Annotated in this window: 12 protein-coding genes and 1 pseudogene; 3 read left to right on the top strand and 10 right to left on the bottom strand. The window is 58.2% G+C overall.

All coding sequences use genetic code 11. From position 1 onward, the window contains the following. Positions 1-106 precede the first annotated feature (106 nt). Both ACVBAU_RS09610 and ACVBAU_RS09605 read left to right on the top strand, forming a co-directional pair. Positions 107-1,210 carry a CobW family GTP-binding protein gene (locus ACVBAU_RS09610; RefSeq protein WP_448326015.1) on the top strand — a complete coding sequence of 368 codons (1,104 nt, stop codon included), beginning with the start codon at positions 107-109 and terminating at the stop codon, positions 1,208-1,210. Between the two features lie 232 nt (positions 1,211-1,442). Continuing rightward, entirely contained in the window at positions 1,443-2,534 is a 1,092-nt protein-coding gene (locus tag ACVBAU_RS09605) for a porin (RefSeq protein ID WP_448326013.1), read from the top strand. Here ACVBAU_RS09605 and ACVBAU_RS09600 read toward each other — a convergent pair. The 5 genes and pseudogenes from ACVBAU_RS09600 to ACVBAU_RS09580 all read right to left on the bottom strand — a co-directional run bounded on the left by ACVBAU_RS09600 (position 2,495) and on the right by ACVBAU_RS09580 (position 6,993). Then, positions 2,495-3,713, bottom strand: a pseudogene (locus ACVBAU_RS09600) (IS256 family transposase). The gene ACVBAU_RS09605 and the pseudogene ACVBAU_RS09600 overlap by 40 nt on opposite strands. Before the next feature lie 435 nt (positions 3,714-4,148). Further along, on the bottom strand, positions 4,149-4,601 hold the full coding sequence (locus ACVBAU_RS09595) for a hypothetical protein (protein ID WP_448325953.1): 453 nt from the start codon (positions 4,599-4,601) through the stop codon (positions 4,149-4,151). Positions 4,602-4,956: 355 nt separating this feature from the next. After that, a complete protein-coding gene (locus tag ACVBAU_RS09590; protein WP_448326011.1) occupies positions 4,957-5,673 on the bottom strand; it encodes a copper resistance protein B in 717 nt (238 codons plus the stop codon). 88 nt (positions 5,674-5,761) lie between these two features. After that, positions 5,762-6,061, bottom strand: a complete 300-nt coding sequence (locus ACVBAU_RS09585; RefSeq protein ID WP_448326009.1) for a chaperone modulator CbpM — start codon at positions 6,059-6,061, stop codon at positions 5,762-5,764. Continuing rightward, positions 6,058-6,993, bottom strand: coding sequence for a DnaJ C-terminal domain-containing protein (locus ACVBAU_RS09580; RefSeq protein WP_448326007.1), 936 nt, complete (start codon positions 6,991-6,993; stop codon positions 6,058-6,060). Before ACVBAU_RS09580 ends, ACVBAU_RS09585 begins: the two co-directional genes overlap by 4 nt. Positions 6,994-7,178: 185 nt before the next feature. Between ACVBAU_RS09580 and ACVBAU_RS09575 the strand changes: the two genes are divergently transcribed. Continuing rightward, positions 7,179-7,592: an STAS/SEC14 domain-containing protein gene (locus ACVBAU_RS09575; RefSeq protein WP_448326005.1), complete on the top strand. Its 414-nt coding sequence runs from the start codon at positions 7,179-7,181 to the stop codon at positions 7,590-7,592. A 40-nt stretch (positions 7,593-7,632) separates the two neighbouring features. Here ACVBAU_RS09575 and ACVBAU_RS09570 read toward each other — a convergent pair whose 3' ends face one another. From ACVBAU_RS09570 to ACVBAU_RS09550, 5 genes are read right to left on the bottom strand one after another with little or no spacing between them, the layout of a single operon-like run. Next, entirely contained in the window at positions 7,633-8,250 is a 618-nt protein-coding gene (locus tag ACVBAU_RS09570; RefSeq protein ID WP_448326003.1) for an ABC-type transport auxiliary lipoprotein family protein, read from the bottom strand. 4 nt (positions 8,251-8,254) lie between these two features. Continuing rightward, positions 8,255-9,970: an MlaD family protein gene (locus tag ACVBAU_RS09565; RefSeq protein WP_448326000.1), complete on the bottom strand. Its 1,716-nt coding sequence runs from the start codon at positions 9,968-9,970 to the stop codon at positions 8,255-8,257. Next, positions 9,970-10,758, bottom strand: a complete 789-nt coding sequence (locus ACVBAU_RS09560; protein ID WP_448325998.1) for an ABC transporter ATP-binding protein — start codon at positions 10,756-10,758, stop codon at positions 9,970-9,972. Before ACVBAU_RS09560 ends, ACVBAU_RS09565 begins: the two co-directional genes overlap by 1 nt. Beyond that, positions 10,758-11,888 carry an MlaE family lipid ABC transporter permease subunit gene (locus tag ACVBAU_RS09555; protein WP_448325996.1) on the bottom strand — a complete coding sequence of 377 codons (1,131 nt, stop codon included), beginning with the start codon at positions 11,886-11,888 and terminating at the stop codon, positions 10,758-10,760. Before ACVBAU_RS09555 ends, ACVBAU_RS09560 begins: the two co-directional genes overlap by 1 nt. Continuing rightward, positions 11,885-13,780, bottom strand: coding sequence for a heavy metal translocating P-type ATPase (locus ACVBAU_RS09550; RefSeq protein ID WP_448325994.1), 1,896 nt, complete (start codon positions 13,778-13,780; stop codon positions 11,885-11,887). The genes ACVBAU_RS09555 and ACVBAU_RS09550 overlap by 4 nt, the downstream gene beginning before the upstream one ends. Between the last annotated feature and the right edge of the window lie 730 nt (positions 13,781-14,510).

Below are 14,510 nucleotides of genomic sequence, written 5' to 3'. Positions count from 1 at the left end.
GCCTCATTTTGGATGGTGTGAGCACTTTTCGCGCAATACGACAATATGATATAACATCGCAATTAAATTAGACCTGAACATTTTGATCATACGGAGAGCTCACGAATTGCGACCCAATTTCCGCCTGCCTGTAACACTGCTGACCGGATTTCTTGGCGCGGGAAAAACCACGCTCCTGAATGCCGTTTTGCGCGACGAGTCCGACAGCAAGGTTGCTGTGATCGTGAACGAGTTTGGCGATGCAGGCCTCGATCACGATCTGATCGAGGCCGTCCGCGAAGAGGTGGTCCTGATGCAGTCAGGCTGCCTGTGCTGTTCGATACGCGGAGATCTGGCGCGCACGATTGCAGGGCTGATCGACCGGCGACGCGCGGGTGAGTTAACGTTCGACCGTGTGGTGATCGAAACTACGGGGCTTGCCGAGCCTGGACCAATCCTGCAAACCTTGGTCGTTGACCCGACGCTGGCGCAGACGGTCCGAATGGATGGCGTGGTAACTGTCGCCGACGCCGCCGTCGGTCCGGCCACCCTTGATGCGCAGTTCGAGGCGGTGTCGCAGGTGGCGATGGCCGACCTGATCGTCTTGAGCAAGACGGACCTCGTGACATCAATCGAGGCAGCCGTCTTTGAAGCGCGCCTGTCCGCGCTCAACCCGACCGCCCCAATTCTGCGCGCGGATCACGGCACAATTCCGCCGGGCGCACTCTGGGCCCTGAGTGGAATGCGGCGAGAACCGATTCCAGACCAGGCGTTGGCCTGGCTAACCCCCCAGGCGCCCGTGGTTACTCAGGACCCATTGGCGAACCTTAGCGGCCTTGTTCCGGGCGCACGTGCGCCCGCCGCTTCCCTGTCGCCCCACGACGCACGTATCGCTTCCGTGTCGATCGTGCTTGACGATCCGATCCCGGCCGCCACGTTCGATCTTTGGCTTGATACGCTGATCGCACTCAGGGGCCCGGACATTCTGAGGGTCAAGGGCATCGTTCATATCGAAGGCCTTGGAACGCCGTTCGTCTTTCACGGTGTCCAGCATGTGTTCGATCCTCCCGTGCCGATGACCGCCTGGTCGGATGGCGATAGCCGCTCGCGCATCGTCGTCATTGCCCGCGACCTGGCACGCCCTGAACTCCAACGCAGCCTCGACATGCTCCGCACCTGCGCGCCCGCCACTGCACTGACACCAGACAGATACAACGAACCTTTCCTATGACTCTACCTCCGCATTCACACAACCGTCCTCTCAAGCTTTCTGCGCGCGTGGGCAAGACAGCTACAGAGACACAGCGCGGCAAGGCGCTGATCTTGCGAGCGGTGAATTCACTTATTGAACAACGCTTCGCCTCGGTCAAACCGAGCTCGATGGCTTCGCGCCAGTCTTGGCAACCTAACGCGCCAGCATGACGACCAGAGAAACTTATTCCGTACATTCAGGACAACACCAGATGAAAAAGACGATACTTACTACTGGGCTATACGGCTTCACAATCGCTGGCGGCTCTGCGGCAATCGCGCAAGAGAAAAGCTTCGCTTGGGAAGGCAGCCTCGAAATTGGCGTAGACAGCACTGTTGATGCCGGTGATCCAACCGCTGAACTGACAGATATATACCTGTTACTCGGCGCGGCGTTTGAGGCGGACTTGACGGACCGCATTACTGCCTTTGTCGGCCTGACGCTGGAATCAGTGACTGACGCCGAAGAGGACCGCACATTTCACGATCTGGACCTCTACATCAACGAAATTGGCGTGCGTTTTGCCTTTGGGGAAACGGTGGTGTCTGCGGGTAAGATCAGCCCTGTTTTCGCTGCTGCATGGGATCAAGCGCCGGGTTTCTACGGCACGTCATTGGCGGAGGATTACGAGCTGAGCGAGATGATGGGTGTGGCAGTGGATACACCTCTGGGCAACACTGGTGGCCTCTTGTCTTTTTCGGTGTTCTATGCAGATGACACGTTTCTTAGCGATAGCATCGGCAACAAGCGGGGACGTAATTCAGTGGCGACAGGTGGTGTGGGCAACACCGGGAAGCATAACAATGTCGCGGTCCAGTACACGCAGGAGATCGGGAAAACGACCGCGTGGATTGGAGCGCGGCATTTGTCGGGGGGTGAGGGTGACGAATCTGACGAGCAGGGCATCGTTGTGGGCGCGTCCCATGACTTCGGTGATAGTTTCGACGTGATCGGGGAAGTGGCGCATTTCAACGGTGCGGGTGGCACGGACACTAACGTCACGTACGCCACGCTGGGCGCTGCATATGCATTGGACGATTGGACGCTTTCGGCCACAACCACCCTTGTTGATGCACCAGGCGACAACGACAGCATGATCGCGTTTGGCGTGGACCGCGCCCTAACCGAGGCCGTCGAGGTAAGCTTTGGCATGGCACGCTTTGACGTTGGTAGCGTGATCTCGACCAACGTCGGTCTGGCCGCAATCAGGGAGTGTCATGAACTTTGTGTATCTGGTCTGGCCCATGCGGGTTTTAGATACAGTCACGCATTGAAGCGATCCTCAAACATTATGGCGAAATGATTGCGGGCCGCAAACCATTCTCGAACATTTCGGCCGCCTTTCTCAAACTTGCGGATCGCCAAGTAGATCAGCTTCGTGGCTGCGTCTTCGGTCGGGAACGATCCCCGCGTCTTAATCGATTTGCGGATTACACGGTTCAAGCTTTCAATTGCGTTGGTGGTGTAGATGATCTTTCGGATGGCGGGATCAAAAGCAAAGAACGGGATCACTTCCTGCCAAGCCCTGCGCCAGGCCGGTGCGATGGAGGCATATTTTCCGGCCCATTTTTCCTCGAAGGCATCCAACTCCAAGCCAGCTTGATCGGCTGTAGGGGCGCTGTAAATCCGCCGTAGATCAGCGGCCACTTCCTTGCGATCTTTCCAGGCACAGAAGTTCAACGAGTGGCGCACGAGATGGACAATGCACGTTTGCACGGCCGTGTCCGGAAAGGCTGCAGTGATGGCGTCAGGGAAACCCTTGAGGCCGTCTACGACAGCAATCAGGATGTCTTGCAGCCCACGGTTCTTAAGCTCTGTCATCACGGAGAGCCAAAATTTGGCGCCCTCGTTGTCAGCGATCCAAAGACCGAGAACCTCGCGCACGCACGCCATCCTTGCTGACGCCAAGGGCCACGTAGACGGCTTTGTTCTTGACCATGCGGCTATCGGCGTCACGGATTTTGACCCGTAGAGCGTCAAAAATGACGATGGGATACATCCGGTCCAGCGCCCGGGACTGCCATTCCCGAACCTCATCCAGCACCGCATCGGTCACGCGGCTGATCAAGTCTGGCGAAACTTGCAGGCCGTAGACGTCCTCAAGATGAGCACGGATATCGCGGACCGTCAGACCGGCTGCGTAGAGGCCAATGATCTTGTCATCCATCCCATCAATGCGGGTCTGACCCTTCTTCACCAGTTCAGGTTCGAAGCTACCGTCCCGGTCCCGTGGCACAGCGATAGGCAGTTCGCCGTCTTGCCCCTTCAATCTCTTGGCGGATGACCCGTTGCGACGGTTGGTCTGATCAGGCGGGGCATCCTTGCCGTCTTCATAGCCCAAATGTGACGTCAACTCAGCACCGAGCATTCGCTCCATCAGCTTGATCTTGAGCTCTTTCATTAGCCCGGCATCGCCAAGCAGATCTTCAGGCCGCTCGCAGCCCTTCAGTAGTTCGTCCAGCAGTTCCTTGGATATGGTCATCGTCCTTGCTCCTCTCAGGAAGCATGGACCAGATCGCAATTACACAGAAGATCGGACACTCTCCGCAATCATTTCATTCTAAGAGTCTGATTGGCAATAAATGGAACTAGATCAGCCACCGTCGAGCACAGAACCATCTTGCTGGCTGCTCTTTACTCATTTTTGCACGCCAGTTTTCACGGTCGGACCACGTTATCTATGTTTTGTGCCTGCATCGGCACCGCCTACGCTCAGATCAATGAACCAGCAACCTCAGGCCAAATAACGTGACAACAACAACGAGGGAAACGAAAGCCGTTAGGACGGAGGAGGATGGTTGGCTGATCATCACCTACGGGCGCAACGAGCTTGCGTCAATAACCTGACAAAACCCTGACCCATAAAGAGAAAAGGGCACCAAAAGGTGCCCAAACTCTTAACATGTGGCGCTGTCGCTTATTTTCTTGTGCTGCCCATACCGAAGGCAGCTTCGGACACAGTCGCGTCCAAATTCTGATCGCAGATAGTCATGAACTGTTCCATTGCGACTTCGTCCATCGGTGCGTCATGCAAGTTGGAAGCCGGCTCGTTACCGCCTGTCGCTTCCACGGCTTTCGGCTCGCCGTCTGAAACGGAACCCTCAGCGGTAGTGCTGTCTGTCGCTTCGTCACCTGTTGAGTGGCCAATAGAGTCTTCGGTCGCTTTTGGCTCTCCCTCGCTTGGCATGTTCCCCTCGTTAGAGTGAAGTTCGCCCATGGCCATCATCATCACTTTCATCTGGTCATCCGCGCCCAGTCCTTTGTATTCGGAACAAGTCATAGAGGTGCTCATGTGAGCTGCGGCAAACGCGGGCGCAGAGATTGCACCCATCAGGCCAGCCATTGCGAGTACGCTGAGTGTCGTTTTCATTTGTCGTCTCCAAACTCTACGTTTCAATTAAGGGAACAACGATCCAATGCCGGACTTGGTTCCGGATCATTCTCTTCACGTTTCTGTGAAACTTGGCGCTATCTCCTATAATCAACAGATGTTTCGGCGCGGAGGGCGCTGGGGCGCTGCTGCCGTCGCCGTAGAACGTGGGTTCAAGACCGAGACATGCCGCCCATTTCTATGGGGCCATACGAATCCCACCCCGACATCATCGGGATGGGGTCGTCAGGCCGCGCTGTTTTCATCTTAGCGCATGACAGAATTCAAGCCTGTTTAGAAATTGACCCCGTCCCGCAAACAATTACCTGCGGGACGGTGCCTTACTCATCAAGCGTTAGAAAAACAGACGCGTACCGACCACGAGGGACAGGTTGTCACTTTGCCCCCCGCCAGCCTCGATCAGGTCAGCCGTGCCGCCAAAAGACTTCTCGTAATTCACCCCGACGTAAGGCGAAATGGCGCGACCTACGAGGTCATAACTTAGCCGTGCGCCGATTTCGATCGTCGCACCACCAGCCGCTTGGCCCGCTTCGATGTCGTCCTTAAACGGCATGTTGACTTCGAGGCTTGGCGTCAGGATCAACCGATTGGTTAGCAGAGCCTCGTATTCAGCCTCAAACCGGCCGAACGGGTACTCGGAGAGATAGAGATCCGCGTCAATTTCGAACCACTGCGGGGCGAGCCCTTTGACACCGACCACCAGATTGTACCGGTTCGGGCCCTCGGTCGGGGTGCTGGCATGCGCACCGACCACAGCATCAAAGAATGTTGAAATCGGCATTTGCAGACGCAGCTGGTTTTCGAGCGTTTCGAAGTCGTTTGACGATGTCTCCATCTCCGCTTCGCTTCTGAATACCAGCCGCAGTTCGTCGTTGCCGACCATGGCGTCGAAATCCCAAACCAGAACATCTTCGTCATTTTCGCCTAAACGATATTCAAGCTGCTCGACTTGGACGCCATAGATCAGCGGTGGCACACCAGGCTCTGCAAAGACAGCGCCGGCAGTTAGGGTTGCCAGAGCCACTGCTCCGGGCGCGAGAAGGTTTTTCATCTGAGTTGCCGGACCAGTTCAGGAATTGGTCCGGCAGAGGTCGTGCGCGGACACCCCTTCCCGATACTGGCAAGTTCGGACACCGCGCTTAAAGCGCCTCATGTTGCGCTAGTCGGCGCAGGATATGATCGCGCTCTTCCAGCAGCTCCAGCACGAGCGCGACGCCTGCTGTGTTGATGCCAAGATCCCGCTTGAGCCTTTGGGCCTTTTTAGCCCGCGCAATGCTGGCGCCGACAAAGCGCCAGTTGCCGCGAGTGCTGCCCACGGGCTCCAACACGCCGTAATCCACCAGCTCTATTACCCAAGTCTCCTCGGCCTGACAAAAGCGGCACAGGTCCTGCAAAGACAGGGCATCAACGATATCGCTGTGCAGTCTGGTCTGTTTCATCTCCCGTTCCCTCCAAGATGCGCGCGCGGATCAAACGGCATTTTCTCAGCCATCTGTTCAAAGAAAGCACGCGCCTGTTCGGTTGTGACCTTTGGATTGACGATCTTCAGAGTGGCATAGATATCGCCCGCTGGTGCACCGGGCAGCCCCTTTCCCTTGAGGCGCATTTTCTGGCCGGACCGCGCATTTTCAGGGATACGTAGATCGACCTTGCCGCCCGGTATGGGCATGACCACATGAGCGCCGAGAGCGGCCTCCCATGGCGCGATCGGCAAATCCAGATAAAGGTCTTTGCCGTCCGGCCGATAAACGGGATGTGGCGCAAAGACGACCTCGAGAAATAGATCACCCGCACCACCGCTGCCCTGCCCGCCTTGACCTGCAAGCCTGATATGCTGGCCCTGCGCGATGCCTTTTGGCACCTTCACGGAGATTTTTCGGTCCTGCTGGGATACTGTGCCATTGGGGCCGACAACGGGCGTTCGTAGGCTCAGTGTGCGTTCACCGCCGAGATAGGCCTCCTCAATCGAGATCTCGATACGCCCGTGGCTATCAGCGCCCTGCTGGGGCCGCACTCGCGCCGATTGCCCCGCTTCGCGGCGAAACAGCGTCTCGAAGAAATCGCTGAAATCCGCCCCGCCTTGCGGGCCGCCGTCCGAGAAGGAATAATTACTGTCCCAGTCCGGCGGGGGCCGAAAACCGCCCTGTGCTTGAGGAGGCTCTTTACCCAGCTGATCATAGGCCGCGCGGCGCTCGGGGTCTTTTAGAACCTCATAGGCCTCGTTCACTTCCTTAAATTTTGCCTCAGTCCCCGCATCTGTGTTAATATCAGGGTGATATTTGCGCGCCGCTTTGCGGAACGCTTTCTTGATGTCGTCCGCGCTCGCCTCTCGGGCTAGACCCAACGTCTTATAGTAATCTTTAAATTCCATCTGCCGATTGTCCAATCATCCAGTGTGAACTCAAGCTACCACGGATATTAGGACCGGCGTTGATCTTTATCAAACCGGGCGGCCTAATATTGCCCGGGAACACCTGCGAAGGTGTTGACCTGCATCAATAACCGCAGCCGTTAAACTGCGCATGATTTTCAGCATCAAACAGAAGGATAGAGAAAATGCTGAACGTATCGAAACCATCAGCCGACCGCGTCGACATCAGCTTATCCGGTGCTCTGGATGCAGATGAAATGGCCGCAGCGCTCGACGCGATTGTCGAAGTGAGCAAAGACATCGCCCACGGCAAGCTCTTCTACCGGATCAGTGATTTTGCGATGCCGACCTTGGGCGCAATGGCGATTGAATTGCAGCGCATGCCGCAACTGCTACCGCTGATTAAAAAGTTCGACAGATGTGCCGTGCTCTCGGACACGGCGTGGATCCGAATGGCGTCGGAGTTGGAGGGCGCGGTGATCCCGTCCCTGAAGATCAAAAGTTTTGCACTTTCCGATGCTGAGGCTGCAGAGGCTTGGCTTGATGGCGACGCGCGGCAGGACGGAAATGTGCCGGAAGAAGAGAACTTTCCCGTTTAAGGCACCGTTACAATCATGACCCGCATACACCGCAATTACCTCACGCGTTCTGCAAAACCCAATCCGCCATCGCAGGTAAGAGCTGATCCAGCACCGCCTGAAACGCGGATACGATCGCTGTAGGGCTATCATTCGCCGTGTGCGCCGCTTGTGCAAAGTTGCGCGTGCTGATTACCCGTTGGTCGCGGTCATCCAGCACGGTTAGCGCAATATCGACAGCGGCGTTCATCGTGCCGTCCGGCATGACATTCACCTGAAAAGCATCAATCCGCACCAGAAGCGCTGTGTTGGGTATCGGCCCGCCCTCGCTGCGCCCAACATAGCCAATCCGTCCGGTCCCCGAGATGCTGCGTATCAAGAGGGACTGCAAAACCAGCGGAGCCTCGTCGCCCCAGCGCGCGTCCGGCAAATAGGTGATCGAAACCGGATCGGGTTTGACCATGATGCGGTCTGTCGCAATGGCAGCCGAAGCTTCGGGCCGTGTCACCAATAGCGTGTGCGAAGTGCGCCGCCCAGTGCTGGCGCCCGCTGCGGGGGCGAGGTCATAGGTATCAAGCGGCTGAGCCGCCGAATTCAAGGCCGAAACCGCGCTACAACCCCCGAGGGCAGAAGCAGCCCCAATTAGAACGATCCGGCGTGTGAGGGTCAGTGAAGGCATGGCATCATTTCCTATATTCTGGAACACGGTCATCAAGCAGGAAGCGTGCAGGGTCGCGCTCGATCCGCCGGACAAGGCTGTTGAGGGTGGTCACCAGATTGCGCGCCTCGGCGCTGAGCCGCGCAAGCTCCGGCAGTCCGGTCTTGGCAAAGGTCCCGATGCCTGGCGCACTGGCCGCAACCGCCCCCTGAACCTGTTTCACGACCACATCGGCGCGGGCAATCAAGGCGCGCAACTCAGCCGAGATGGCGGGAATGTCGCGGATCACGCTTTCTACCGCCACGCTGATCCGCTCCGACGCGGATCGCATATCTGCCAATACAGGGCTGATGTCCGTTTGCAAAACATCAGTGGCAGCATCGAACGCCGTTTCGGCAGAGCCGAGCGTGCCCTGCGCGCGGATCATTGCGGTGTCCAGCGTGGCAAGGCTGACCCGCGCGCGCTGCAACAGTGTGTTGGCCGAGGCCAGCGCCTCTTCGGCGCGATCTGCCATCGGGTTTAACCGCCCTGTTACTCCGGTCACATCGCCTGCGATCTGGTCGACCGCGCCGGAAGCTGTTGCCACAGCGTCGCGGATATCCTCCATGACCGAAGGCAGATCGTCGATCACCAAGGCTTCGATCTTGGCTATCGCTGATTTGGCGTCCGCCAGCACAGCGCGCGCTTCGCTGACCAGCAGCGTGCCGTCGCCATCCACCAGTGCATCAAAGCTGTCGGATGCTTCGCTGACGGCAGCAAAGGCGGTGTTGGCACCTTTCAAAGTTTGGTCGAGTTCGACAAGGCGCGCGTTGAGCAGCCCTGCAGTCTCGCCAAAGCCGTCAAGCGTCGCGCCGGAGCGGTGTTGCAAGTCGGCGATGGCACTGTCAGATCGCGCCACGACCGCCGCGATCTGATTGAGCATTTGCGGGAGGGTGTCGCGCAGGATGGTCTGGGCTTCGGTGAACGTCTTTTCAACGCTGTCAATTGCTGGGCCGGATGCCATCAGCGCGGCGTCGGCAGATTCAAAGGTGCGCTGCGCCGAGGCCAAGGCCGTGTTGGCATTCTCCAGCGTTATTGCAACCGCAGCGCCGATGCTGTCCAGCTTGCCCGTGAACAAGGATATCTGGTCCGTCGCATCACCAACGGTTCTGCTGATCTGCGAGAAATCGGTCAATGCCTGGTCCAGCCGCGATGAGGAGGCATCCAAATTGCGCAAGATGCGGGTGACATAGGCTTGATTTTCAGGCCCCGTCAGCGCTTGAAACTGCTTCAACAGATCTGTCGCCTGTACCAACAGATCCGGCGCATCCTCGACCAACGTCTGCACGGTGGACCGTTCCGAGGCGATCATCGCCAGGCTGCCATCATCTGACGTGAGCCTGCCCGAACCGGGCGTGCCGCCTGACAACGCAATGTAGGCCACACCGGTTACGCCTTGGGATTGCAACTGCGCGACAGTGTCGCTGCGCACAGGCGTCGCGGCGTCAATCTGAATCGTGGTAAACACTTTTGATGGGTCTTCGTCGTAGATCCGCAGCCCTGACACTTTACCCACGGAAATGCCGTTAAACAAAACGGCCCCCGAGGGGTCAAGGCCGGAGACATTGTCAAACAGGATGCCGTAGGTGGCGTATTGCCTGTCGATCTGGACACTGGCCAGCCAGATGAAAAACCCCAACGTGCCAAGGATAGCAAGCAGGGTAAACGCCCCGATCAGAATGTAATTGGCGCGAGTTTCCATTAGGTAGCCCCCTCGGCAGTGTCCATGGCGGCTCGCGCACGGGGGCCATGGAAATATTCACGCACCCAAGGGTGATCGACCTTGAGCATATCTTGCACAGTTCCAACCGCCAGAACACGTTTATCGGCCAGCACCGCCACGCGATCACAGATCGCATAGAGACTATCGAGATCATGGGTCACCAAAAAAACCGTAAGCCCGAGTGCGGCCTGCAGCTGGCGGATCAGAATATCAAAGGCCGCTGCGCCTATCGGGTCGAGGCCGGCCGTCGGCTCATCCAGAAACACAATCTCGGGGTCCAGCGCGATGGCGCGGGCAAATCCTGCCCGCTTGCGCATCCCGCCCGACAACTCCGACGGATAGTTGGCCAGCGCATTCTCCGGCAGGCCGACCATCCGCACTTTGATCCCTGCAAGGGTTTCACGCAGGTTTTGGTCCAGCTGTAATTGTTCGCGCATCGGTGCCTCTACGTTTTGCTGCACCGTCAGCGACGAAAACAGGGCTCCGTCCTGAAACATCACGCCCCAGCGGCGGCGCAGGCGCCGGTACTCTTCCTCCGGCGTGTCGCGCACGCTTTCGCCAAACACCTCAATGCGCCCTGCCACGGGCTTGAGCAGGCCGACAATGGCGCGCAGCAGCACCGACTTGCCGGTACCCGACCCGCCGACAACACCAATAATCTCGCCGCGCCGCACATCCAGATCCAACCCGTCATGGACTGTATGAGTACCAAAACGGGTCACCAGCCCCTGCACGCGGATGATCGGATCATCTAACGGATCAGCCATCACACCCCCACAATTGCAAAGAAAATCGAGAACATAGCGTCCACTACGATGACCATGAAGATCGACAGCACGACCGAGGTCGACGTCAGCCGCCCCAGCGATTCCGCATCCCCGCCGACTTTCAGCCCCTCAAAACAGCCAATGATGCCGATGATCAAAGCGAAGAATGGCGCCTTGATCATCCCGACTCCGAAATGCCAGACATCAGTGTTGCTGACCAAGCGCGACTGGAACACTGAGGGAGAAACCCCTAGTTCAATCCATGACATCACCGCGCCGCCGACCAGCCCCGAGATGTCGGCGATAAATCCCAGCGCGGGCAGCATGATCATCAAAGCCAGCACGCGTGGCACCACAAGGATCGTTACAGGGTCCAGCCCGATGGTGCGCATCGCGTCGATCTCTTCGCGCATTTTCATCGAGCCGATGGCCGCTGTGAAGGCCGACCCCGACCGCCCCGCCACGATGATTGCGGTCAACAGGATGCCAAGCTCACGCAGGACCGAAATCGCGATCAAATCGACGACAAAAACCTCAGCCCCGAATTGGCGTAGCTGCGCGGCGCCCTGAAAGGCCAGCACAACACCGATTAAAAAGGCCATTAGCGCCACAATGGGTACAGCGTTGAGACCGACCTCCTGACAGTGGTGCACAAGCGAGGTCAGGCGTAACCGGCGCGGGCGGATTACGATCCCCGCCATGGTCGCCACCACTTGCCCCAGAAACGAAATCAACTCTGCCGCTTTGCGCAACCCGCGCACCACCATCCGGCCAAAAATCTCGATCTGGTCGACCAGTGTTAGAGCTCTAGGTGAGGCTGCGCCGGTCGGAGCCAAACTGCGGCGTACGACGTCGATGAGTTGCGCCTGCGCCTCGCTAGCCCCTGTCAGCACTACGCTAATTCCATCGGCTGACGCCTGTTGTTGCAGGTCCACGAGGAGCCATGCCCCAGCCGTTTCGATCCGCGTCAGACCGGAAATATCGATCTCCGTGATTCCAAGCACAATCTCCAAGAGCGCGGCGCGATCCAGCTTTGCCACCGCATTGATGTGCAGATTCCCCGCCACCAGGAGCCGCGTTTGCGCGCGCGTAAACAGTGCAGATGCGCCGCTCTGCTGTGCCGCGCTCATAAAGGCAAACCTTGCGTCGCGGTCGCTTGTACGGTGGCATCGCGCTCCGACACCCCAGCCGCTCTATCCGGCTCGATCCTCAGCGCCCGCAGCGCATTCAGGATCACCGCAACGTCGATCACCTCTTGCAGCAATGCGCCCTGTACGGGGGTCAGATATCCGAAAGCGGCGGCCACCATGCCTGCGAAAGACAGCCCGATACCGGCGACGACGCTTTGTACGGCGATCCGCCGCGCCCCGCGTGCCACCACGATGCCAGTCAGCAGTCGGTCGAGACGGTCGACCAGCAAAACCACGTCTGCCGCTTCAGCTGATGCCGCGGCACCGCGTACGCCCATCGCGACACCGACATCTGCTGCAGCCAGCGCGGGGGCGTCATTTACCCCGTCACCAACCATCATCACCGGGCCGTTTTCACGCTCCGACAGGACAAGGCGCAACTTGTCATCCGGCAACATATCGGCATGCACCGCGTCAAGAGCCAGCCTTTGCGTCACCGCCTCAGCCACTGCGCTGCGGTCTCCCGTTGCCAACACGATACGCGCCACCCCGTTGCGCCTTAGCCCGTCGAGTAATTTAGCCGTGCCCGCCCGCAGCGTATCGGCCATCACCAGCTGTCCGGCGGGTTGTCCATCCACCGCAACGGCGACCAAGACGGCGCCTGCTGCCTGCGGAATTTCGTCCGAAGCCGCCATTCCGATCTGCGCCGCGACAAACGTGGTGCCACCGACCACAACACGCCGTCCGTTAACCATGCCTGAAAGGCCCTCCCCCGGAGATTCAACGACATTAGTAGGCACCGGCAATCGGACCTCACGCGCCTGCGCCGCAGCAACAACAGCTTGGGCCACGGGATGCTGGGACGCCTGATCAAGCGCGGCAGCGAAAGTCAGCACTTCGGCGTCGCTCAATGCGCCAGTCGATGTGATTGAGACCAGTTGCGGGTGTCCGACGGTCAGTGTGCCGGTTTTATCCACGATCAGCGTAGTGATCCGAGCCATCGCCTCCAGCGGCTTTGCCCCTTTGATCAGCACGCCAAATCGCGCCGCGCGCGATAGCCCCGCCACAAGCGCCACCGGAACGGCCAAAATTAGCGGGCATGGCGTGGCCACAACCAGCACCGCCACAGCGCGGATTGGATCGCCGGTAAACCACCAAGCGGCGGTTGCCAAGGCGAGCGTCACAGCCAGAAACAGCATGGAGTACTTGTCGGCCAAACGTGCCATCGGCGCTTTGGATTTTTGTGCGGCTTCAACCAAGCGTACAATCCCTGCATAGGTGCTGTCAACGGCAGGGCGCGTCGCCCTCAGATCGAATGCAGCACCTGCATTAGTGGCACCACTCATCACCATCATGCCGCGCACCAGCCGCACGGGCATCGCCTCGCCGGTCAGGGCAGATTGGTCCAGCATTGCCTGCGCGCTCTCAATTGTCCCGTCGACAGGCGCCACCTCGCCCTGCCGGATCAGCAACAGGTCATCTGGCATGATCTCCTCCAGAGGCACCGCTTGCAACTGGTTGTCGCGGTATAGCGTGGCAGTGCGGGCGACCCGCGACAGCAGGCTTTGCATTTCGCGCCGCGCACGGCCCTCAGCGAAGCTTTCCAGAAAGGTACCGCCCGCATACATCAGCGCCACGACTGCGGCAGCGAGCGTCTCGCCAAAGATCAACGCCGCTGACATCGACAGGGCCGCGACGATATCAAGCCCAACTTCGCCCTTTGCAAGGCTGCGGGCAATGTCGAAGATCAGCGCCGCGAGGATCGGCAAGACCCCGGCCGTCCAGACCCATGCGGCCAAATCCGCAAAGCCCACCAACCAAAATACGCCGCCGCAGATCAGCCCAAACGCTGCTATTGCGAGAAAAGTCGTCTTTAGGTGGTCATGAAACATTCAGCGGCACTCGACTACTTTGGCAGAGCTGTTTGCAAACTTGAGCACCGCTGTCATCGGCGTACTGGAAGTGGAGTTATCGAGAGATATACACCTTTCAAATTGCAAATTTCTCAACAGTAGCCTTCCCCTTTATGATTGCGGCACGGCCGATCCAGCCATCAGGACGAAGCGCCTGACGCAGAGCAGCCTAGATGCCCGTCTGATCTATTAACATGCAAGACGACGCATCGGGTTGATATGGATCAACGCCAATGAGCTTTGCGTTATCGACGGAGGAAAAAGGCAACTGGACATTGATTAGATCACCCAAAGCATACTCGAATTTGGTTAGAGCCTTCTGCCTACATGAAGGCAGCGGGTGACGGGTTACGCGACGGCTTTTTGATTGTCGACTGGGTCATTAAAACCTCCGGCTTTTCCCGACGATAACATTTCTATAAGGAAATGGGAAAATTCAGATAGAATCAAGAAGTCATGGGGGTAGTCGCAATCTTGCAGCCTACACAAACATCCGCGAAAAAATTGCATCACACAGCCAAATGCGCCACGAATTCTCCGTTTCGTATCAGTGTTGTCCGCGTCGCGTAAATTCATCCGTCGCCGAATTTTGGCGTCGCGAAGAATGTCTACTTTGACGGGCCGCACTGCAGCCTCGCAACCTATTCTGAAGGCCGGCTTGGGCCGTTTCCGTCATTTGCGACAAGAACGGAAATATTGCCATTCGCGG

The sequence above is a fragment of the Sulfitobacter sp. M13 genome, from assembly GCF_053474885.1.
Note: the sequence above shows the minus strand (reverse complement) of the source record. Positions and strands in the feature narration are given on the sequence as shown.